Consider the following 20,642-nt stretch of genomic DNA (forward strand, 5'->3'; position numbering starts at 1 on the left):
CTTAAGCGGTCTTTTTCAAGTCCCTCTCAAGCGGGATGCGTATACTACGCGAATCCAATTTCCTGTCAACCTTTTTTTGCAAATTTATTTCATCTTTTTGCTTTTGATTAACAGCCCTTAAATTTTATTCAAAACGCCTAAAATAAAAGGGCGTAATGCTAGGCTGATAAAACCTAAGTAGTGTATTATCAGCCTAGCATTACGTTGCTGCCTGAGCCTTGACCCCGACAGCGAGCGCGCATTCTACAGACAAAGTTTTCCAACGCAACCTTTTTATTGTAAAAAAAGTGAAATATTTGACTGTTCGATTGAAAAACGTTCAAAATCTCAGTTTATGCAACACTAATTAAATATGAGCTCCATAATTTTCATAGGATGTTTACAAATGGCTATAGAAGTATACAAAGCAATATCCCCCTCATTCGACGAATCAGTATATATACACAATAGTGCTGTTATTGTAGGTGATGTTGAGCTCGACCATGATGCGAGTATATGGCCATTAGTTGCAGCGAGGGGCGATGTTAATTATATACGGATTGGTAAACGCTCTAATATACAAGACGGTACCGTTTTACATGTCACTAGGAAATCTGACTTAAATCCAGATGGTTTTCCTCTTATTATTGGGGATGATGTTACTGTGGGACATAAATGTATGTTGCATGGCTGTCAGTTAGGAAACAGAATTCTTGTTGGAATGGGCGCCATAGTAATGGATGGCGCTGTTGTAGAAGATGACGTGTTCATTGGGGCTGGGGCTTTAGTTGCCCCAAATAAAGTTTTAGAAAGTGGATTTTTATATGTTGGCAATCCAGCTGTAAAAAAGAGACCGCTAAAACAAAAGGAAATCGCGTTCTTGAAACAATCTGCTAAAAACTATGTTGTGTTAAAAGACGAATACTTAGCCATGGATAATGCCTGAGTAAGTAAAACTCAAAGAATTTAAAATATAATTATCTAACTTTACAATAGGCAAAGGATTTCTTAAGGTTGAAGAATATTTTACGTTTCTTTTTTCGTCGTCAAGATAAAGGATTCTTTATATAGGGAAATATTTATGTTGGGATTTAGCAGATGCCTGATGTTAGCATCCGCATTTTTGTGGTCAATCGTGAGTCACGCAGAAGAAAATGAAGCAGAACTTTTATTTGACCATTTTGCTCCTGCCCTCGTCCAAATAAAATCGATTAACAATGAATCGAATCAAAAATCATCAATTGGCACTGGCTTTTTTGTTGAAGATAGTGGATACCTTGTCACCAACTATCATGTAGTCGCAAGTGCAGTGCAGTCTCCTGAGCAATATAGCCTAGAGTACATTGACCATGATGAACAAACCCACGAAGCGACCTTAATAGATGTTGATATTGTAAATGATTTAGCAATTTTATACTCAACACAGAAACCAAGTGTTTATTTTTCTTTGGGTTCAAAAGCACCAGCAAAAGGGGCTGATGTCTATTCTCTCGGTAATCCACATGATCTAGGAATGATAGTGGTGCCTGGCACTTATAACGGAATAAAGAGTAAAAGTTACTATGAAAGAGTTAATTTAACTGGCTCCCTTAACCCCGGCATGTCAGGAGGACCTACAGTTAGCACTGAAGGACAAGTTATTGGTGTAAATGTATCTACTGCGGGAAATCAGCTTAGTTTTTTAGTACCCATTGAAAAACTTACCAAACTCTTCGCTGACGCGTTACAACTGAAGAATAATGATATTCAAAATAAAACTCTCATTGCGCGTATTCAACAACAACTTTTCGACAATCAAACTGATTTCATTTCTCGTTTACACTCATCTGAGTGGTCTTTTCATCAAGTGGGAGAAGTATCTATCCCCAAAGAAATGGGAGATATAATGCACTGTTGGGGTGACAGCAATAAAGATCAGGAAAAAACACAATTTATTATTGCTACCACTAATTGTTCATTAGAATCCAATGTTTACATTTATGACAATTTCCGTACAGGTTCTGCAAAAGTTTCTTTTCGATGGATTCAAAGTGAAAAATTAAATGCGTTGCAACTGGCAAATGTGTTTGAAAATAATTTAAAAAGTAGCTTTTTCAACATGTCAGCAGGAAAAGACGATGTCAGCAGTTATCACTGCCAAGAGAGCATTTTTGCAAATAATAACAACAACACTGCAAAAGGTGTCAGTTGCATTCGCGCCTATCGAAAATTTCACAGTCTTTTTGACGTAAAGTTTTCTACCATATTGTTACAGGACACAAAACAAACCTTAGTCGCTGAATACGCGCTTAATGGCGTTTCCCAAGATATGGCCAATATGTTTTTCAAAAAATTTGTGGATAGCATTAAATGGAATTAGTCATTGAATTTATTTCTCGGAATAAGAAAGTACAGCAGTTTGAAAAATGCAGTGGAAATCCAATATCAATAGGTCGAGCTTATAATAACGACATCATCATTCAAGATGAACATGTTTGTCCGCAACACGCTGAAATTTATCAGGATGAATCGGGAGAACTGTTTTTAATCAACAATGATTCTGTCAATGGTATTAAGGATTATAAAGGTAAGGAAATAGCTTCCCGCCATCCAGTCAAGGTTGGAGATATATTTCAACTTGGAAAACAATTCATTCGAATCCTTGACACATCTAGTGCAGTAGAGCCAACTAAAAAGCTACATCTACTTGAAAGTTTCTCGACCAAAATCAATCACTGGTATTTTTCTGCTGTGGCATTGCTTGTATTTTTCGCCGTAAACACTGCAATGACCTATTTTAACACCACCAGTAAAATCATATGGTCACAGATTTTTCTAGACGGATTCTTTGGGATTACTGCAGTAATTTTTATTAGTTTTTTGATTGGTTTATTCGCCAAAATATTTAAAAAAGAAGTGAAGCTTTTCACCATCCTAAACTTTGTTGTGTTTTGCGTACTGTCAATTGAATTATTACAAGCAATTGGGGCAGTGCTGATTTTCAATTGGGGCCAAACAAGTACATTGCAATTTGGTGATACTCTAATAAATTTATCTTTAATGTTGTTATTTCTTTGGGGTACTTTTTACCTAGCCTCGAGTATGAGATATCGCACCATTAGCATTGCTTCAGCCTCGCTCGTTCTTCTAATATTAGGGTTTCAAATTATAAGTTCTATCGATACTGACGAAGTCGTTTTGTATCCTCAAATTTCGCCGACAGTATTACCAGAATACTTTTTATTTGCTGAACCGCAAAGCATAGATAGCTATACTGAAAACACTGATTCGCTATTCTCGGAAGCGCAGAAAGAAGCTGAAAGACGAAACGCTGAATCAGAGAAATAAAAGCTAAAGATCAGATCTTAGTTGGGCTAAGACGGGATTCACATCGGGTCGTTTGCCAAACCACAAATAAAAGCTCTCGGCGGCTTGTCCAACTAACATACCAAGTCCATCTATGCATTTTTCGACTTGGTTTGACCCCGCCAGTGTCATAAATGCCGTCGGTTCATTTAAATAAACCATGTCATAACAGGTTGAACATTGGGTAAATATGTCCGAAGAAATTTCAGGTACCTGCTCGGTTAAACTAAGCGATGTTGCATTTATTATCAGATCATATCCGGAAGCTTGCTCAAATAATCTTATTGGCTGAACAGCATATTGCTGAACTAAGTTTACCAACTCTTGTGCTCGCTCTTGTGTTCGATTGTAAATTTCAATACTTGCGACACCACTATCTACAAGCGCAGGCAAAGCACCTTTTGATGCACCACCAGCTCCAATGACTAAAACTCGACTACCTTGAAGCTGCACGTCATGGCGAATCAAATCATCCACCAGCCCCTTTCCATCAGTGTTATCTCCAATCAAAGTGCCATCTTTTGCGATGAGCGTATTAACTGCGCCAGCTCGTTGAGCTTGGGAGTTCAATTTATCTGCCATCGGAAAGGCTCTTTCTTTGAAAGGCAAAGTGACATTTGCGCCCACCGAATTTGGGTTACTGAAAAATCCTTTAACTTGTTGCTCAAAATCAGCGACTTCTGGACAAGACTTGGTGTAATCAAACGCAAAGTCAAACTGTTTAGCAAAAGCTTGATGAATAAGGGGAGATTTACTTTGTTTTATGGGATTACCGAAAACACAAGCGGCAAATGTCATGTTAGGTCCAGTGCAATATTAAGTGACCTAAGTGTAAAACAAAAACAAGCATAAAAAAAAGCCCCGGCATTTCTGCTCGGGGCTATATAGCACAGTTGTGGTAAAGAAATTAGAATTTGTAGCCTACAGATAAAGTGTAAACCCAAGGATTAATTTCCACAGTTTCAACAGAACCTAAGTCAGCTCCATTTACTTTGAAAGAGGCTTCAGTTTCAATATCGATATAACGAACAGAACCGTTAATATAAATGCCTTCAGATACTTCATAGTCAGCACCTACTTGGAATGACCATCCGAAAGATGCATCTAAATCAAGATCTGAAACAGTTGCTTCTGCTGCATCTTCAATTACACCTACAGTGCCATCATTAAATTCTTCGTCGAAGAAGATAGTGTAGTTTAAACCAACACCAGCATAGGGTTGGAATTTTGCACTAGGATCTGCGAAGTAGTAGTTTACTGTCACTGTTGGTGGTAAATGCTTAGTTGAGCCTAGCTCTGCTGCACCGCCCAAAATATCAATGTCATGGCTAAATGGCGTAGCTGCTAAAACTTCTACATTGATGTTGTCGGTGAAGAAATACGCGATGTTTAAACCTAATTGAGTATTGTTGTCTACATCAACACCACCGACGGTCGCGCCACCAAGGGCGAAATCTGCGCCGCCAACTAGAATATTTGAACTGCTTGCATCTGGTGCAACTGTTGTTAAACCTGCTCGGACTAACCAATCGCCTTTTTCATAAGCAAAGGCATTTGATGTTAAGCCTAAGGCGCCAATTACTGCTACGGTTAATAAAGTTTTTTTCATGTGTTTTTTGCTCCTAAATTATGGGAGCGATAATACATGTCTAAAAACTATAAACTTTGATCTAGATTAACCTTTGAAAAATCATGCAGTTATCAGGCATTTATTCGTTGATCCAAATCAAGCTTTAGGCCTGATAAAGCTATTTTAGCCAATCTATGGGTTGCAAATATTTGTAAAGCTCTGCTTCTGGACTATCTGGGTTAGGGTGATAATCGTATTCCCATCTCGCCATCGGAGGCATCGACATCAGAATGGACTCTGTTCTTCCCCCAGTTTGCAGACCAAATAAGGTGCCTCTATCATACACAAGATTGAATTCGACATATCGTCCTCTGCGGTAGAGTTGAAAATCCCTTTCTCGTTGGGTAAATGAATTTGCTTTACGTTTTTCCATGATTGGGACATAGGCTTCAAGATATCCATCGCCTACCGCCTGCATGAATTCAAAGCAGGTATCAAAGTCCCAAAAATTTAGATCATCGAAAAATAGGCCACCAACACCTCTGGTTTCGTCTCGGTGCTTCAGATAAAAATATTCATCACACCACTTTTTATAGTTAGCGTAAACTTCTTCACCGAAAGGCTCACATAAGTTGGCTGCAACTTGGTGCCAATGTTTAGCATCGTCTTTAAATAAATAGGTTGGCGTAAGGTCAAATCCACCGCCAAACCACCAAATAGCTGGCTCACCTTCTTTCTCAGCAATAAAAAATCTTACGTTGGCATGGGACGTAGGAATATATGGATTATGCGGATGAATCACCAAGGAAACACCCATAGCCTGAAAACGTCGCCCGGCTAATTCGGGACGAGCGGCGGTGGCTGAAGCCGGCATTTGATGTCCAAACACATGAGAAAAGTTAACGCCACCTTGCTCTATTACGCCACCATTTCTTAATACACGAGAACGACCACCGCCACCTTCTTCTCTGTCCCATTTATCTTCTTTGAAATCGCCCTTACCATCAACCAATGACAGGGTTTGGCATATATTATCCTGAAGACCTAGCAAATAGTCTTTGACCGTTTGCACTTGTTCTGACGTAACTGGAGATAGTTTCATTATCGAATTGTGTCCATTGTAACTGCGTTAATAATTGTACTTGGCTTTTGTTGGTTTCCCAAATCACCTTCGAGCAATCTGACTCGCTCGCCGAAATATGCTTTGACCATCTCTTTTGACGTAGCTGGTGTTTGCCCAGCAGGGTTGGCACTAGTTGAAACCAATGGGCTATTAACGGTTTGGCATAATGTTCTTACCAAAGGATGCTGAGTAACTCTAACCGCCACTAGCGGATTATTTCCGCATATCCAAGCGGGCGTTTTAGCTCCCTTGGGAACAAGATAGGTAAATGGCCCCGGCCATGTCGCTTTAATTTTGTCGAAGTTGCTTGTAGAAAGCTGTTCAAAATCAACGTAACCGTTTAGTTGCTGTATTTCTCCTGCAATTAGAATAACCCCTTTTTCTACAGGACGTTGTTTCAAATCTAGGATTTTTTCCATCGCGGCTTGGTTTTGAGGATCACAGCCCAGGCCGAAAACGGCTTCCGTGGGGTACGCAAATACATCTCCCGCGGCAAATTGCCGACGAAAAAGCGTAGGATCAAGGTGCATATTATTCTCTTTGTTGCTTATGCTTACACTGTGGGTTGATACAAAGATACTGATTATCTTTAGGTAACTTTACCATAACTGAAGCATCACAGTTTTCGCATTTTACACCAACGGGTTCTTGATTTAACACAAATTTGCATTTTGGATAATTGTCACAAGCATAAAAATACTTACCAAACTTGTTTTGTTTCTTCTGAAGCGACCCATCACTGCACTGAGGGCAGCTCACCGCTTGATAATGGTCTTTCTTGTCGTGACTTTTATTGTAAGAAATATAATGGCATTCAGGGAAATTAGTGCAACCGATAAACATCCCATAACGACCTTTTTTAACCGCTAGAGGGCTTTGACATTCAGGGCAATGACTGTCATCCATTACTTTAAGCACCACCACTTCCAATGAAGAAAGGCTGTGCGTATAGTCACATTCAGGATAGGCTGAACAACCAATAAAACTGGATTTGCCTTTATGTTTTATAAGGAAAGGAGACTGGCACTTTGGGCAATCACCATATGCAGCTTGATGGGCTGTATGTTCATAAGAAAACAGCCCGTTATCCTGTTTTGACATTAGTTAATGGAGATAACCTTCTGGCACCTCAAAGAGCAATTCTTCCATTTGTTCATATGCTTTTTCCTTCCCTGGTACATTAAACAGTACCATTAGAACTACCCACTTCAAATCAACAACACAAAACTCTGTGGAATCCAATTCCATAACCCGATCAATCACCATTTCTCTGGTAGAAGAATCCAGAACATTGATGTTTTCAAGGAAAGAAATAAAACCACGGCATTGAGAGTCTAAGCGTAACTGCTCGTTGTAAGTATAAACACGGGTAGATGATGGAAGGATAACAGATGACAAATATGGCGTTTGCTCTGTCTGCTGTAACTCTGAAAGTTTCTCTAACCAATCTAGTGCTTTATAGATTTCATCGTGATGAAAACCCGCACGAATCAATTCGTCAGTTAACTCATCTTGATCAGTTTGAAGATCAGACTCGTGATAAACGAGATTTTCAAACAGATACATGAGGATATCAAACATAATTAGCCCCTCAACTTTACGTAGCCCTCCGCAGTGGAAGCTACTAAACCACGCAACTCATATTCTAATAATTGTGTTAACACATCTACAACTGGTGTGCCAGTGCGTTTAGCAATCAGATCAACTGATGTAGCGCTATCTCCTACACTATCTAACAATGGATCAGTTGCCAAGCTTTGATTGCAACTTTTTTCAATTTTTTTATCAAGCAAATTAAAATCAAAAAAATCCGGTACGTTTTGCATAATATCGGAAGCGGATCGCACTGGAACCGCACCTTCTGTTATTAATATATGAGCTAGCTCGCCATTGGGATTAAACATACTGCACGGAACAGCTAAAATTTCTTTGTTTTGTTCTAGTGCGCATTTGACCGTCACCATGCTGCCACTTTTAATTTTACCTTCTGTGATCAATACAGCACTGGCAAGTCCACTGATCAAACGATTTCTACGGGGAAAATGAAAAGCCTTTGGTTGGCTCCCAGGAAGAAACTCTGAGATCAGCAATCCTTGTTGCTTAATATCCGAATATAACTGACTGTGTCGTTTAGGATAGACAATGTCTATACCACAACCTAAAACACCTATAGTTGGTATCTTGTTGGCTAAACTAGCACGATGACATATTGCATCAACACCAAGCGCTAATCCACTTACGGTAGATAAACCTTTATACAGAGATAACTCAGGCATTAGGCTATTTATTACATCGTAAGCATATTGTGTTGGTGCTCGGGTGCCCACTATGGCCAACATTTTTGAGGTTAATAATTCGAGGTTACCTTCAGCAAAAATCACCAAAGGCGGACTATCCATAGTATAAAATTGTTCTGGATACAATGAAGAATAAATCGGAAGAATGTGTCTATTACTGCCGCTATTTAACCAACTTAGTGCTTGAGATATACGCTTTTCAAGCGGTTGATTTTGCCCTTGAAGCGCCTGAAGTTGAGATTGATTCCAACCCAAATCAACAAGTTTTTTTGGTTTAATATCGATTAATTCATCCAACGAACAACGTAAGTGTTCGCTGGTTTGCAGAATACGCTTGATACCAATACTAGGTAAGGACGCCAAGCGTAGATAGTGTTGCAGTTGTTGCGTATTTCCTTGAGTAACCATAGTCAATCCTTGACATTTATTTACTCTATGGTGCGGCGATTATCTCCCCACCTTTCAAGTGTGTTTCAACCTTAGTAACATAAGCATAGCTACCGTGTTCAAAGGTGTTAAATACTATTAGCTCTCCTACTTTATAAGCAGGCTGCTCAATAGTCTCAGACATACTAAACAAAGAATATAAACTCGCTCTTTCCAATGAATACGTTTGTTCTTCTTTAAACTTAATGTCCGCACCTTTTTCGTATATACCAAACACTGTACCAGGCGATACTTTGCGACCACCTAAATTGATGATAACTATGTCCTGTTTGCCTATAAGGGTTCGGCCAGTGACATTTTCAACCAATTCACCTCTTTGGTGTTCTTTGGCTGGAGTAATAACCAAATCTTTGAACTTCTTCTTATAATCAGGAGCTAATTTGTCACCTTTTCGAGCTTCAGAGTAACTACCTTCTAGTTTTACAAGATGACGACCGTTTTGGGCATCGGCAACCAAACTGGCTTCGCTAATACTCTCCACTTGCAATCCAAGAGATTGCCCTGCACTGTCTTTTACTTCTCGCAGCTTTCTCACTACTTTGTAATCGCTCTGCGAAGCATCAATGTCACGTGTGAGTACAAAATCTTTACTAGCAAACAAAGGTGAATCTGCTCTATCACCCAATAAATTGGGTAGCTGATGGTACTCTTCAATGTCCATTAACTGCCCATCTTTGATAAAGGGCGCTAAGCGTGACCAAGGCAAAATATCAATAGGAACAGGTTTAGAATTGATTTTAACGTCTGGGGTTAAAATGAGATTAGATTTTTCTCTTACCACTTCTAAAACTGGCTGCCCATTTTCGTAACGCAGTTTCAATACATCCCCAGGATATATTAAATGAGGATTTTCAATTTGTGTGTTGTTACGCCATAATTCTGGCCATAGCCACGGCTTATCTAGAAACAAATTCGATATGTCCCAAAGCGTATCGCCCTTTTGAACCACATAAGTTTGTGGTGCATCTGACTTGATGTTTAATACATCAGCAATGGCGCTTTGAATACTCATACAGAGTAGGCAAACTGCGACCGCAGAACTGCATATGAGTTTGACTATTTGCTTTGCCATAGGCTTACCTTTTGTTTTAGACGCTGAAATTCGTTTATCTATGTATCGCTTGTTTGTATAATTAGTTATCGGTTTGAATTCCGTTAAGTTAACCCTATTTACTATAAACAAGAGAAATACGTATCTGCATAGTACCGAAACAGCAGATAGGAAAAGATACATATTCTGCTAAATGCGTATTTAATTAGATACTGACCAAAAGAGTGATTTTATGTCTGTACTTGAAGTTTTAACCTTCCCTGATGAGCGGCTGCGCACTATTGCCGAGCCCGTTAGCGAAGTAAACGATGAAATCCGACAGCTTGTTGACGACATGTTTGAAACCATGAAAGATGAGAAAGGTATAGGTTTGGCCGCAACTCAAGTTAATGTTCACAAGCGCGTGGTAGTGATGGATGTGTCCGAAGAACAAAACGAACCTAGAGTATTTATAAACCCTGAAATTGTAGAAAAAGAAGGCTCTACCATTAGTGAGGAGGGTTGTTTATCTGTACCTGGGAACTATGCCAAGGTCGATCGTGCTGAAAAAGTCAAAGTAACTGCATTAGATAAAGACGGCAATCCGTTTGAACTAGAAGCAGAAGGTCTGTTAGCTATTTGCATTCAGCATGAATTAGACCATCTTAAAGGCAAATTATTTGTAGACTATTTGTCGCCATTAAAGCGTCAACGAATTCGTAAAAAATTAGAAAAAGAAGCAAGGCTAGCAGCTAAAGCTTAGGAAAAAGTGTGAGAATAGTTTTTGCTGGTACCCCAGATTTCGCGGCAGCCCATTTGCAAGCATTATTGGATGCTGAGTTTGAAGTGGTCGCAGTTTATAGTCAGCCGGATCGACCTGCTGGTCGTGGTAAGAAGCTTCAACCTAGTGCGGTAAAACAACTCGCATTAACGCATAATATCCCAGTCGAACAACCCGTAAAATTGTCGTCTGAAGAAGCTCAACAGCAGCTTTCCTCCTACCAGCCTGATTTGATGGTAGTGGTCGCTTACGGGCTACTTCTGCCAAAAGCTGTGTTGGATATCCCAACGAAAGGCTGTCTAAATGTGCATGGCTCTATCTTGCCCAAGTGGCGCGGTGCAGCACCTATTCAACGCGCCATATGGGCCGGTGATGAAGAAACCGGGGTCGCTATTATGCAAATGGATGTTGGTTTAGATACCGGCGATGTCATAAATATTGCCACCTTGCCTATTACACCTGAAGATACAAGCGCCACCTTATATACAAAGTTAGCAGAATTAGGACCGAAAACCCTAACTCACACGTTAGCTAATTTAGATTCTTTTGAGGCTAAGAAACAGGATGATTCCTTGGCCACCTATGCAAAAAAACTCAGTAAAGAAGAAGCTAAATGTGATTGGCAATTATCCGCTGAGCAGATAGAAAGAAATGTTCGCGCTTTTAATCCCTGGCCAGTCGTATGGTTTCCTTTAAATGCGCAACCGGTAAAAGTCTGGCAAGCCGAGGTCGTGTCTGGCAACACAGGAAATCCGGGCGAAGTACTGAGCTTTGATAAAAATGGGTTACAGATTCAATGCTCAGACGGCGTCATCAATATTACTGAGCTTCAGTTACCAAACAAGAAGAGACAACCGGTGTCACAAATCGTTAATGGAAATCCAGATTTACTTAGTCCAGGCGATCTACTCTCTTGAATAAAATAAACACCTCCAATAGAGCCGGTTCATTTAAACCTCATCATAAAGTACAGTTGCGAGCTGACGTTGCTTGGGCATTATATCAAGTTCTCGAATCTGGCAAGTCTTCTCGAGAATTACTTCCCGTCTTGCTACAGCGACATAAAAACGCCAAAGACAAAGGTTGGCTTCAAGAGGTTTTCTTTGGTGCATTGCGTGATCTACCCAAACTACTGTTTTGGACTCAACAGCTCATAGACAAACCGATAAAAGGTGATAATAAAATCATCGAGCACCTTATTATGGTGGGATTGTTTCAACTACACTTCATGCGCACATCTGATCACGCTGCGGTTTCAGAAACTGTAGAAGCCTGTAAAATATTAAAGAAACCTAAATTTGCCGGTTTGGTAAATGCTGTTTTAAGAAATTTCCAGCGTAATAAAATAGCGGAACTTGCTCTACCGTCAGAGCATATGGAACATGGGTTTCCCAAGTGGCTATTGAAAAGACTGCAATCTGACTATCCACAAAATTGGTTGAGTATAGTCCAAGCATCAAACCAAAAAGCCCCTATTTTCCTTCGAATTAATCTGCTTCAAACTACAAAAAAAGATTTTATAAAGGCTCTTAATGCGCAAGATATTGAATTTACAGAATTCGGCGACATTGGTATTCAATTATTATCAGCAGTGAATGTCCCGAGCTTGCCAGGTTTCGAACAAGGTTGGTTCAGTGTACAAGATAAAGCGGCTCAACAATGCGCACATCTTCTGGACGTTCAACCCAATGAAGTTGTTTTGGATTGCTGCGCCGCGCCCGGTGGTAAAACGGCAGCTATATTAGAAGCTTGTCCAACGCTTAAGTCTTTATATGCGTTTGATAACCAAGCCAAAAGATTGGTCACCATGCAGGAAAATTTACAGCGCTTAAACTATGATTTAAGCAATGTTCATATTCTAGAGGCAGATGCGACAAAACTTACACAACAGGCTGATTTGCCTCAGTTTGATAAAATTCTATTAGATGCCCCTTGTTCAGCAAGCGGTATTATTCGTCGCCACCCTGATATCAAATGGTTAAGAAAAGCATCAGATATTTCGACATTAGTTGAATTACAGGCAGAAATTCTTGAACAAGTTTGGCAAAAATTAAAAGATGGCGGTACATTATTGTATGCAACTTGCTCCATTCTACCTCAGGAGAATACTCAGCAAATTGCAAAGTTTCTAGAAAAGCATGACAATGCGGCATTGGTTCCGCTGCATGACAAAGAAACGCGAGAACTTCCTGGTTGGCAAATACTGCCGGGAGAGCAGCAAATGGACGGCTTTTATTATGCCAAAATTAAAAAGCTGCAATAATTATTAACTGAGCATAAGAATGAAAATAATCATCATTGGTGCCGGACAAGTTGGCGGCACTTTGGCAGAAAATCTAGTTGGTGAACAAAACGAAATAACCATAGTAGATTCAGATGCCCAAGTTCTGGAGAACTTGCAAACCCGATTAGATTTACAAGTTGTTTGTGGCATAGGTTCGCATCCCGATATATTAAAAAAGTCAGGAGCCGAAGATGCTGATATGATAATTGCTGTTACTAACAGCGATGAAAGTAATATGATGGCCTGTCAGGTTGCTTACAGTTTATTTAAAACGCCCACCAAAATTGCTCGCGTACGCTCAGAACAATACATTATTTATCAAAGCCAGTTGTACAAACATCAAGATATCCCGGTGGACCATCTGATTGCCCCTGAACAATTGGTAACAGTAGCGATTAAGCGTTTAATCGACTATCCAGGGGCATTACAAGTTGTGGAATTTGCCGAAGGTAAAGCCAGCTTGGTAGCGGTAAAAGCTTACTATGGTGGTTTATTGGTTGGCCACGCTTTATCAGCACTAAAAGAACATATGCCAAACGTTGAAACCCGAGTGGCAGCCATTTATCGTCGCGGACGTCCAATTCGTCCGCTAGGCTCTACTGTAATAGAAGCCGATGATGAAGTATTTTTTATCGCCGATACCAAGCACATTCGTGCGGTCATGAGCGAACTTCAAAAGCTCGAATCCAGTTACAAACGCATTATGATTGCCGGTGGTGGTCTCATAGGAGCGGGTTTAGCTAAACGACTAGAGTCTACCCATAACGTTAAACTGATTGAATTTAATCCTCAACGGGCCGAATATCTCTCAACAATTTTAGATGAGACCATAGTATTTCAAGGGGATGCTAGTGATGCGGCACTATTGAGCGAAGAAAACGTTGAACAAGTTGATGCTTTTATTGCTGTGACCAACGATGACGAAGCTAACATCATGTCTGCTATGTTAGCCAAACGCATGGGCGCGCAAAAAGCCATGGTGTTGATTCAACGAAGTGCTTATGTGGATTTGGTGCAAGGTGGTGACATTGACATTGCTTTTTCTCCTCAGCAAGCCACGATTTCTGCGCTACTTACTCACGTAAGACGAGGCGACATAGTAAACGTTCACTCACTACGAAGAGGCGCAGCAGAAGCTATCGAAGCTATTGCCCATGGCGATGAAACTACTTCTAAAGTGGTCGGGAAACAAATTCAAGACATTAAGTTGCCACCGGGCACTACCATAGGCGCTATCGTAAGAGAAGAGTCTGTTATCATTGCTCACAGCGATACGGTGATAAAAGCTAACGACCACGTAATTTTGTTCTTGGTGGATAAAAAATTCATCCGCGATGTAGAAAAACTCTTCCAACCCAGTGCGTTGTTTTTTGGATAAAAAACCTTTTCTTGTTTGGGTTACTTAACTTCGCCAAAACGTAGGTGAAAATAGTACTAACAAGGAAAAAACTTCCAAACGACCAAATAGCATAGCGACTACCAATAGCCATTTACCAGGATCGGATACTTCCGCGTAAGTGCCAGCAACTGTGCCTAATCCAGGACCTAGGTTGTTTAATGTTGCCGCTGTCGCTGAGAAGGCTGATATATTATCTAAACCAGTCCCAATTAAACCTATCATAATGAAAACAAAGACTATCGCATAGGCAGCAAAGAATCCCCACACCGCCTCGACCACGCGATTTGGCATTGCTCTATCCCCTAACTTAACCGCATAAACAGCTTTTGGGTGAATCAACCTATCGATCTCCCGTTTGCCTTGCAAAAACAGCAACAGCACTCGAATAACTTTTAGTCCCCCGCCAGTTGAACCTGCGCATCCCCCAATAAAGCTAGAGAATATGAGCAATATTGGTAAAAAAGCTGGCCAAGCAGAAAAATTCTCAGTGGCAAAACCTGCTGTGGTACTAATTGAAACAGCTTGAATCAACGCCTGATCTAGCGCCACTTCGGCTGAATCATAAACTTGGTAATTTACTAAAACTAAGAAACAAACAGTAATAAGACCAAATTGTATAGAGAAAAACGAACGACATTCAGGATCTCTAAAATAGTTTCGAATATTTCGTCCGTGAACGGCTGAATAATGTAGGGCAAAATTAAGTGCAGCGATCCATAAAAAGACAACGCATACCAAGTTAACCGCCACACTATCAAAGTAACCCAAACTTGCATCGTAAGTCGAGAAACCACCAATCGCGATAGTTGAGAATGAGTGACATACCGCATCAAACATATTCATGCCTGCCAGCCAGTATGCGACAGAACAAGCGATGGTTAATGAAAGATAAATATACCAAAGGTGTTTTGCTGTATCAGCAATTCGTGGGGTCATCTTTGAATCTTTCACTGGCCCAGGGGTTTCAGCTCTGTATAACTGCATGCCACCAACCCCAAGGATTGGTAAAATCGCTACAGCTAACACAATTATCCCCATACCACCAAGCCACTGGAGTTGTTGACGATAAAACTGAACAGCCTTAGGTAAAAACTCAATTCCCTCGATTACGGTAGCACCTGTAGTGGTCAAGCCTGAAAACGATTCAAATAATGAATCTGTAATCGTCATACTAGGCTGGTTTAGTAAAGCGAAAGGCAGCGCACCGAAACTTGCCAGTACCGTCCAAAACAAGACGACTATGAGAAAACCTTCTTTGGCTCTTAAGTCAGCTCGCACCCGCCGGTTGGGATACCAAAAGAGTAAACCGGTAAATAGTGATAAGAAAAATGCCGTTACGAATGCTAAACCACCCCCGTCTTCATAAATGAGGGAAATTAACGCAGGTGGGAGCATGGTGGCACTAAATAGTGCAACCAAAAGTCCTAGTATTCTTATTATGGCGCGATATTGCAAAACTGCAGGCCTTGATTATTGTTATGTGTTAATAAAATTTTAGATGTAACTGCTAGAGCACACTTTTCATCTAAAACATTAATGCCAATTCTTATTTTCTATTTATAACCTATTGACCAAAAAAGATAAAAAAATTTGTGCAATTATTTTCTTGGAATATGAAAATTTTGTGTTAAATTAGTCTGAATCGGGTCAACAAGAAACCCGTTTTCTACACAGCAAAATAAGAATAAAGGATATCGGCTCAACGCCTTCAGTGATTCATCCCTTTCAATACTTAGATACTTGTTTCAGTTGAAATAGGTAGATTTTTGATGGGCAAATGTTACTTATTCACAAAGTTATCCACAAGCAATGATTCGCTTTCCGAAAAAAATTCTAATAAAATCATAGACTAAAAAATTGAAGCTAGGTAGGCTAAATAATTATGCACAAAAATTCATCTTCCCCTTTAGTCCTAGTTGACGGTTCTTCCTATCTATTTAGAGCTTTCCATGGTTTGCCGCCACTTACTAACTCCAAAGGCAACGATACTGGGGCGATTTATGGCGTAGTCAATATGCTACGAAGCTTAGTTAAAGAATATAATCCCGAATGTATGGCGGTAGTATTTGATGCCAAGGGTAAGACCTTCCGTGATGACATCTATAAAGAATACAAAGCCAATCGCCCACCCATGCCTGACGAGCTAAGAACCCAAATTGAGCCCTTGCATACCATAGTAAAGGCCATGGGATTTCCTCTCATCGTAGAAGATGGCGTAGAAGCAGATGACGTTATAGGAACCCTTGCCCGTCAAGCCAGTGAACAAGGTAGAGCGTGCGTTATCAGTACGGGCGACAAGGACATGGCCCAATTGGTTGACGAGCATGTAACCTTGATCAACACCATGACTAAAACCACTATGGATAAACAGGGTGTTGTTGAAAAGTTTGGTATTCCAGCGGAATTGATTATCGACTTCTTAGCCTTAAAGGGCGATAAAGTTGACAACATTCCTGGTGTACCAGGCGTTGGCGATAAAAGCGCAATCGCTATGCTTAATGGCATAGGCGGTGTAAAAGCTATTTATGACAATCTAGAAAAAATAGCCGAATTAGATTTTCGCGGCGCGAAAACTATGGCTAACAAGATGGCTGAATATAAAGAGCAAGCGCTACTTTCTTATGAACTGGCTACTATAAAAACCGACTTATCTTTAGAATATAAGCCTGATTCTTTGCAAATGCAGGAAATGGATCGGGCAACATTAAAGGAATTATTCACCGAACTGGAATTTAAAAAATGGCTTGCTGAAGTCAGCGGTGAAGAAAAAGACTATATTGAAGAAGCTATAGGTTCAAAATCTGAATCTTCGTCTTCAACTACATCCGTCGATAGTGATTTCGACCTTTCTGCCTACAAAATTATTTTTGAGACATCCGAATTAGATGAACTGATCAGCAAATTAGAAAAAGCTGAAATCTACGCCATTGATACTGAAACTACCAGTTTAGATTATATGGAAGCAGAAATTGTCGGACTTTCCTTTGCTTTGTCGGATAACGATGCATACTACATTCCTGTGGCGCACGATTATCCAGACGCACCGGATCAGTTAGAGCGCGATCAAGTGTTGGCGAAATTGAAACCTCTTTTAGAAGATAAAAATGCGAAAAAAGTTGGTCAACACATAAAGTATGATCAAAACGTACTTGCCAACTATGATATCGAATTACAAGGTGTTATTTGCGATACCATGTTGGCGTCTTATGTATTAAACAGTGTCGCCACCCGTCACGATATGGACAGTTTGGCATTGAAATATCTCGGACATAAGTGTGTCAGTTTTGAAGAAATAGCGGGTAAAGGTGCAAAACAACTGACTTTTAATCAGCTAGATATTGAAACTTCCGGCCAGTACGCTGCCGAAGACGCTGATGTGACGTTAAGATTGTATAACAAACTATCAGCGTTATTAGCTGAACAAGACGGACTAACTGAAGTGTTAAATGACATTGAAGTTCCGCTTTCAAGTATATTGGCTAAGATGGAGCAAAGAGGTGTCTTAATTGACTCTCAAATGTTATCTCAACAAAGTCAAGATTTAGCTAAGCGCATAGTGTCGTTAGAAGAGCAAGTGCATGAACTCGCGGGGGAACCCTTTAATCTGGGGTCAACTAAACAATTGCAGCACATTCTATTTGAAAAAATGGAACTTCCTGTAATCAAGAAAACGCCAAAAGGCGCCCCTTCTACTTCGGAAGATGTGTTACAAGAATTGGCCAATGACTATGAACTACCAGCGTTGATAACCCAATATCGTGGCCTGACAAAACTTAAAAACACCTACACCGATAAGCTGCCCAAGATGATTAATCATCGTACTCATAGAGTACATACCTCTTATCATCAAGCGGTTGCCGCTACCGGGCGGTTATCGTCTAGCGATCCTAATTTGCAAAATATTCCTATTCGAACCCAAGAAGGGCGTCAAGTACGGCAAGCTTTTGTACCCAGAGAAGGCTGTAAAATTGTTGCCGCCGACTATAGCCAAATTGAACTTCGAATTATGGCGCATTTAAGCAAAGACCAAGGTTTATTGAATGCGTTTAAAGAAGGTAAAGACATTCACAGTGCCACCGCATCTGAAATATTTGGCACAGCTGTCGATGATGTAACTACAAATCAAAGGCGCAGCGCTAAAGCAATTAATTTCGGGCTAATATATGGCATGAGCGCGTTTGGTTTATCCAAGCAACTACATATATCTAGACAAGATGCCCAAACCTATATGGATAAGTATTTTGAGCGATATCCCGGCGTACTAGCTTACATGGAAGCAACCCGTGAAGGTGTAAAAAAGACGGGTTATGTTAGTACAGTCTTTGGACGGCGTTTATACCTGCCTGATATAAATGCGAGTAATGGCGCTCGCCGCAAAGGAGCAGAAAGAGCAGCTATCAATGCGCCAATGCAAGGTACAGCTGCAGATATTATTAAAAAGGCCATGATTGAAGTGTCTAATTGGATAAGCCAATTGGATGATCAAGAAGATATCAGCATGATCATGCAGGTACACGATGAATTGGTGTTTGAAATTAAAGAAGACAAACTCGATACCTTTATACCCAAAATCTGCCAATTGATGGAAAACTGCGTCGAATTGTCAGTGCCTTTAATTGTTGAAGCAGGGGTTGGTGATAACTGGGATCAGGCGCATTAAAAATTTTTTTAAAAAAAATTAAAAAACTTCTGAACTTAATTTAATTGGGAGACTCATAAGCTATGAATGTGTTGTTCTCCCTGAGTGGTTTGCCCCGTTAGTGTGTTACGGGGCTTTCTTTTTTCTAAGCCTCAGGTTTCTCAATCTCCAACCAATTCAGCAAAACATTTTCAGCCTCAGCAAGCCCAACGCCCGTTAAAGAAGAAAATGCATGCACCTTTATGTTTCCTTGAAAGGCTAATGAAGCTTCTCTAACCATCAATGTTTGCGCTTTACGTTTACCCGATTTGAGTTTGTCTGCCTTGGTCAACAGTATCAGCACAGGTAAGTTAGCATCCACTGCCCAATAAATTAAGTCCTGATCAAGATCTTTCAACGGGTGCCGAATGTCCATCAGCACCACTAAGCCACTTAAGCATTCACGCTTTTGAAGATACTCTCCTAATGACTTTTGCCATTTTTTCTTCATTTCAATTGGCACTTTTGCAAAACCGTAGCCGGGTAAATCCACTAAACGCCGAGTTTCATCCAACTCGAAAATGTTGATTAATTGAGTTCGGCCTGGAGTTTTACTGGTTCTAGCAAGGGCTTTTTGTCTTGTTAATTTATTTAACGCACTGGATTTTCCAGCATTGGAACGGCCAGCAAAGGCAATTTCTTTTCCCTCAAATGGTTGTAAGTGAGAAATATCCGGTGCGCTTGTAAAAAATTTTGCTTTGGTAAAATATGACATTAATGACTCTGAAACGCTAAAATTCAGCGATTGTTTACAGTTTTTTTGTAGTTTACATGATTTAAATCCATAGTATTAACAAGGAATTGTTTTTTTAACAGTATATTTGTGTAAAATACGCCCCATCTGCCGTTATAAGGTATCGAGATTCGATTCGTAAGAGAGTACATCTATGAAGAAATTATGTTTGCTGTTTGGTTTTGTTTTATTAAGCATGAATGCAATAGCCGCAGAAGGTGATCCTGAAGCAGGTAAAGCAAAGTCAACGACTTGTTTAGCATGTCACAATGCTGATGGTAATAGTACCATTGAAGATAACCCTAAAATTGCGGGCCAGCATGAAGGTTACCTTTTTAAACAGCTTACTGAATTTAAACTGGGCGCAGACACTGGTGGTCAACAAGGCAGAAATAACGCTGTCATGTGGGGCATGGTTGCGACCCTGTCTGAACAAGACTTTAAAGATCTAGCTGCATATTTCTCTTCTCAAGAACTTAAAATCGGTGAAACTCCTGAAGATGTAGTTGATGCTGGTGAAGCTTTATACCGAGGTGGCGATCCAGAGCGAGGCATTACCGCTTGTATCGCATGTCACGGTCCTAGTGGACAAGGTATGAACTTAGCTGGTTTTCCAGTCATTGGCGGCCAACACGCAAAATATACTAAAACCCAACTTGAAATGTTTCGATCAGGACAACGCAATAACGACCTAAACGGCATGATGCGTGACATAGCGGCACGTCTGACCGACGAAGATATTGATGTATTGTCAAAATATTTAGCCGGATTACACTAATCTTTTGAGTTTTTATTGCTGTATAAAAACCCATATTTGATTATTATTTATACAGCAAACGTGTAAAACTTGATAATTAAAATTTTTCTGGGTATAGTAGCAAAATAAGAAAGCGTAATGGATTACCCAAAACGACGTTGTTTGGTTTGTGAATAACAATAAAAAGCTGACTTTACAATAATATACACAAGAAGTGTA

At 40.1% G+C, this 20,642-nt stretch carries 19 protein-coding genes; 9 read left to right on the top strand and 10 right to left on the bottom strand.

The window, feature by feature from the left end:
* The first annotated feature begins 385 nt into the window (after nucleotides 1-385).
* From ACNKW3_RS17320 to ACNKW3_RS17330, 3 genes are all read left to right on the top strand, one after another.
* Nucleotides 386-925, top strand: coding sequence for a gamma carbonic anhydrase family protein (locus tag ACNKW3_RS17320; RefSeq protein WP_427400588.1), 540 nt, complete (start codon nucleotides 386-388; stop codon nucleotides 923-925).
* A 159-nt stretch (nucleotides 926-1,084) separates the two neighbouring features.
* Nucleotides 1,085-2,338, top strand: a complete 1,254-nt coding sequence (locus ACNKW3_RS17325; protein ID WP_427400589.1) for a S1 family peptidase — start codon at nucleotides 1,085-1,087, stop codon at nucleotides 2,336-2,338.
* On the top strand, nucleotides 2,329-3,306 hold the full coding sequence (locus ACNKW3_RS17330; protein ID WP_427400590.1) for an FHA domain-containing protein: 978 nt from the start codon (nucleotides 2,329-2,331) through the stop codon (nucleotides 3,304-3,306). Before ACNKW3_RS17325 ends, ACNKW3_RS17330 begins: the two co-directional genes overlap by 10 nt.
* 3 nt (nucleotides 3,307-3,309) lie before the next feature.
* Here the strand turns inward: ACNKW3_RS17330 and aroE are convergent, their stop codons facing one another.
* From aroE to ACNKW3_RS17370, 8 genes are all read right to left on the bottom strand, one after another.
* Nucleotides 3,310-4,122, bottom strand: a complete 813-nt coding sequence (gene aroE, locus ACNKW3_RS17335) for a shikimate dehydrogenase (protein ID WP_427400591.1) — start codon at nucleotides 4,120-4,122, stop codon at nucleotides 3,310-3,312.
* A gap of 109 nt (nucleotides 4,123-4,231) precedes the next feature.
* Nucleotides 4,232-4,933, bottom strand: coding sequence for an OmpW family outer membrane protein (locus ACNKW3_RS17340; protein WP_427400592.1), 702 nt, complete (start codon nucleotides 4,931-4,933; stop codon nucleotides 4,232-4,234).
* Nucleotides 4,934-5,072: 139 nt separating this feature from the next.
* A complete protein-coding gene (gene hemF / locus ACNKW3_RS17345) occupies nucleotides 5,073-5,996 on the bottom strand; it encodes an oxygen-dependent coproporphyrinogen oxidase (RefSeq protein ID WP_427400593.1) in 924 nt (307 codons plus the stop codon).
* Nucleotides 5,996-6,547: a Sua5/YciO/YrdC/YwlC family protein gene (locus tag ACNKW3_RS17350; RefSeq protein WP_427400594.1), complete on the bottom strand. Its 552-nt coding sequence runs from the start codon at nucleotides 6,545-6,547 to the stop codon at nucleotides 5,996-5,998. The genes hemF and ACNKW3_RS17350 overlap by 1 nt, the downstream gene beginning before the upstream one ends.
* A gap of 1 nt (nucleotide 6,548) precedes the next feature.
* Nucleotides 6,549-7,118 (bottom strand): topoisomerase DNA-binding C4 zinc finger domain-containing protein, encoded by a 570-nt coding sequence (locus ACNKW3_RS17355; protein WP_427400595.1) that lies wholly within the window; start codon nucleotides 7,116-7,118, stop codon nucleotides 6,549-6,551.
* Between the two features lie 3 nt (nucleotides 7,119-7,121).
* Nucleotides 7,122-7,598: a DUF494 family protein gene (locus ACNKW3_RS17360; RefSeq protein WP_427400596.1), complete on the bottom strand. Its 477-nt coding sequence runs from the start codon at nucleotides 7,596-7,598 to the stop codon at nucleotides 7,122-7,124.
* Nucleotides 7,599-7,600: 2 nt separating this feature from the next.
* The gene (gene dprA, locus ACNKW3_RS17365; RefSeq protein ID WP_427400597.1) at nucleotides 7,601-8,722 is read right to left on the bottom strand and encodes a DNA-processing protein DprA; all 1,122 of its coding nucleotides are present in this window, start codon (nucleotides 8,720-8,722) and stop codon (nucleotides 7,601-7,603) included.
* A gap of 25 nt (nucleotides 8,723-8,747) precedes the next feature.
* Nucleotides 8,748-9,833 (bottom strand): LysM peptidoglycan-binding domain-containing protein, encoded by a 1,086-nt coding sequence (locus tag ACNKW3_RS17370; RefSeq protein WP_427400598.1) that lies wholly within the window; start codon nucleotides 9,831-9,833, stop codon nucleotides 8,748-8,750.
* Nucleotides 9,834-10,044: 211 nt separating this feature from the next.
* On the opposite strand from ACNKW3_RS17370, the gene def reads away from it, so the two are divergent.
* Genes def through trkA form a run of 4 tightly spaced genes read left to right on the top strand, consistent with a single transcriptional unit; the run spans nucleotide 10,045 to nucleotide 14,234 of the window.
* Nucleotides 10,045-10,554: a peptide deformylase gene (gene def, locus ACNKW3_RS17375; protein WP_427400599.1), complete on the top strand. Its 510-nt coding sequence runs from the start codon at nucleotides 10,045-10,047 to the stop codon at nucleotides 10,552-10,554.
* Nucleotides 10,555-10,562: 8 nt separating this feature from the next.
* Nucleotides 10,563-11,489 carry a methionyl-tRNA formyltransferase gene (fmt, locus tag ACNKW3_RS17380; RefSeq protein ID WP_427400600.1) on the top strand — a complete coding sequence of 309 codons (927 nt, stop codon included), beginning with the start codon at nucleotides 10,563-10,565 and terminating at the stop codon, nucleotides 11,487-11,489.
* Nucleotides 11,486-12,835, top strand: coding sequence for a 16S rRNA (cytosine(967)-C(5))-methyltransferase RsmB (rsmB, locus tag ACNKW3_RS17385; RefSeq protein WP_427400601.1), 1,350 nt, complete (start codon nucleotides 11,486-11,488; stop codon nucleotides 12,833-12,835). Before fmt ends, rsmB begins: the two co-directional genes overlap by 4 nt.
* 19 nt (nucleotides 12,836-12,854) lie before the next feature.
* A complete protein-coding gene (trkA, locus tag ACNKW3_RS17390) occupies nucleotides 12,855-14,234 on the top strand; it encodes a Trk system potassium transporter TrkA (RefSeq protein ID WP_427400602.1) in 1,380 nt (459 codons plus the stop codon).
* A 24-nt stretch (nucleotides 14,235-14,258) separates the two neighbouring features.
* On the opposite strand, the gene ACNKW3_RS17395 is transcribed toward trkA, so the two are convergent.
* Complete coding sequence (locus ACNKW3_RS17395; RefSeq protein ID WP_427400603.1) at nucleotides 14,259-15,710, bottom strand: TrkH family potassium uptake protein; 1,452 nt, start codon at nucleotides 15,708-15,710, stop codon at nucleotides 14,259-14,261.
* 427 nt (nucleotides 15,711-16,137) lie between these two features.
* Between ACNKW3_RS17395 and polA the strand changes: the two genes are divergently transcribed.
* Complete coding sequence (gene polA, locus ACNKW3_RS17400; RefSeq protein ID WP_427400604.1) at nucleotides 16,138-18,915, top strand: DNA polymerase I; 2,778 nt, start codon at nucleotides 16,138-16,140, stop codon at nucleotides 18,913-18,915.
* A 124-nt stretch (nucleotides 18,916-19,039) separates the two neighbouring features.
* Here polA and yihA read toward each other — a convergent pair whose 3' ends face one another.
* Entirely contained in the window at nucleotides 19,040-19,648 is a 609-nt protein-coding gene (gene yihA / locus ACNKW3_RS17405) for a ribosome biogenesis GTP-binding protein YihA/YsxC (protein ID WP_427400605.1), read from the bottom strand.
* Nucleotides 19,649-19,820: 172 nt separating this feature from the next.
* Between yihA and ACNKW3_RS17410 the strand changes: the two genes are divergently transcribed.
* The gene (locus ACNKW3_RS17410; protein WP_427400606.1) at nucleotides 19,821-20,444 is read left to right on the top strand and encodes a c-type cytochrome; all 624 of its coding nucleotides are present in this window, start codon (nucleotides 19,821-19,823) and stop codon (nucleotides 20,442-20,444) included.
* The last annotated feature ends 198 nt before the right edge of the window (nucleotides 20,445-20,642 follow it).

The organism is Glaciecola sp. 1036, assembly GCF_050306235.1.
Classification (GTDB): domain Bacteria; phylum Pseudomonadota; class Gammaproteobacteria; order Enterobacterales; family Alteromonadaceae; genus Glaciecola.

Coding starts and splice junctions, on each gene's coding strand:
- ACNKW3_RS17360 (WP_427400596.1), bottom strand. CDS start 7,598: ATGTTTGATATCCTCATGTATCTGTTTGAAAATCTCGTTTATCACGAG.
- def (WP_427400599.1), top strand. CDS start 10,045: ATGTCTGTACTTGAAGTTTTAACCTTCCCTGATGAGCGGCTGCGCACT.
- ACNKW3_RS17320 (WP_427400588.1), top strand. CDS start 386: ATGGCTATAGAAGTATACAAAGCAATATCCCCCTCATTCGACGAATCA.
- ACNKW3_RS17340 (WP_427400592.1), bottom strand. CDS start 4,933: ATGAAAAAAACTTTATTAACCGTAGCAGTAATTGGCGCCTTAGGCTTA.
- dprA (WP_427400597.1), bottom strand. CDS start 8,722: ATGGTTACTCAAGGAAATACGCAACAACTGCAACACTATCTACGCTTG.
- hemF (WP_427400593.1), bottom strand. CDS start 5,996: ATGAAACTATCTCCAGTTACGTCAGAACAAGTGCAAACGGTCAAAGAC.
- ACNKW3_RS17350 (WP_427400594.1), bottom strand. CDS start 6,547: ATGCACCTTGATCCTACGCTTTTTCGTCGGCAATTTGCCGCGGGAGAT.
- ACNKW3_RS17325 (WP_427400589.1), top strand. CDS start 1,085: ATGTTAGCATCCGCATTTTTGTGGTCAATCGTGAGTCACGCAGAAGAA.
- ACNKW3_RS17355 (WP_427400595.1), bottom strand. CDS start 7,118: ATGTCAAAACAGGATAACGGGCTGTTTTCTTATGAACATACAGCCCAT.
- ACNKW3_RS17330 (WP_427400590.1), top strand. CDS start 2,329: ATGGAATTAGTCATTGAATTTATTTCTCGGAATAAGAAAGTACAGCAG.
- trkA (WP_427400602.1), top strand. CDS start 12,855: ATGAAAATAATCATCATTGGTGCCGGACAAGTTGGCGGCACTTTGGCA.
- ACNKW3_RS17410 (WP_427400606.1), top strand. CDS start 19,821: ATGAAGAAATTATGTTTGCTGTTTGGTTTTGTTTTATTAAGCATGAAT.
- yihA (WP_427400605.1), bottom strand. CDS start 19,648: ATGTCATATTTTACCAAAGCAAAATTTTTTACAAGCGCACCGGATATT.
- ACNKW3_RS17370 (WP_427400598.1), bottom strand. CDS start 9,833: ATGGCAAAGCAAATAGTCAAACTCATATGCAGTTCTGCGGTCGCAGTT.
- aroE (WP_427400591.1), bottom strand. CDS start 4,122: ATGACATTTGCCGCTTGTGTTTTCGGTAATCCCATAAAACAAAGTAAA.
- polA (WP_427400604.1), top strand. CDS start 16,138: ATGCACAAAAATTCATCTTCCCCTTTAGTCCTAGTTGACGGTTCTTCC.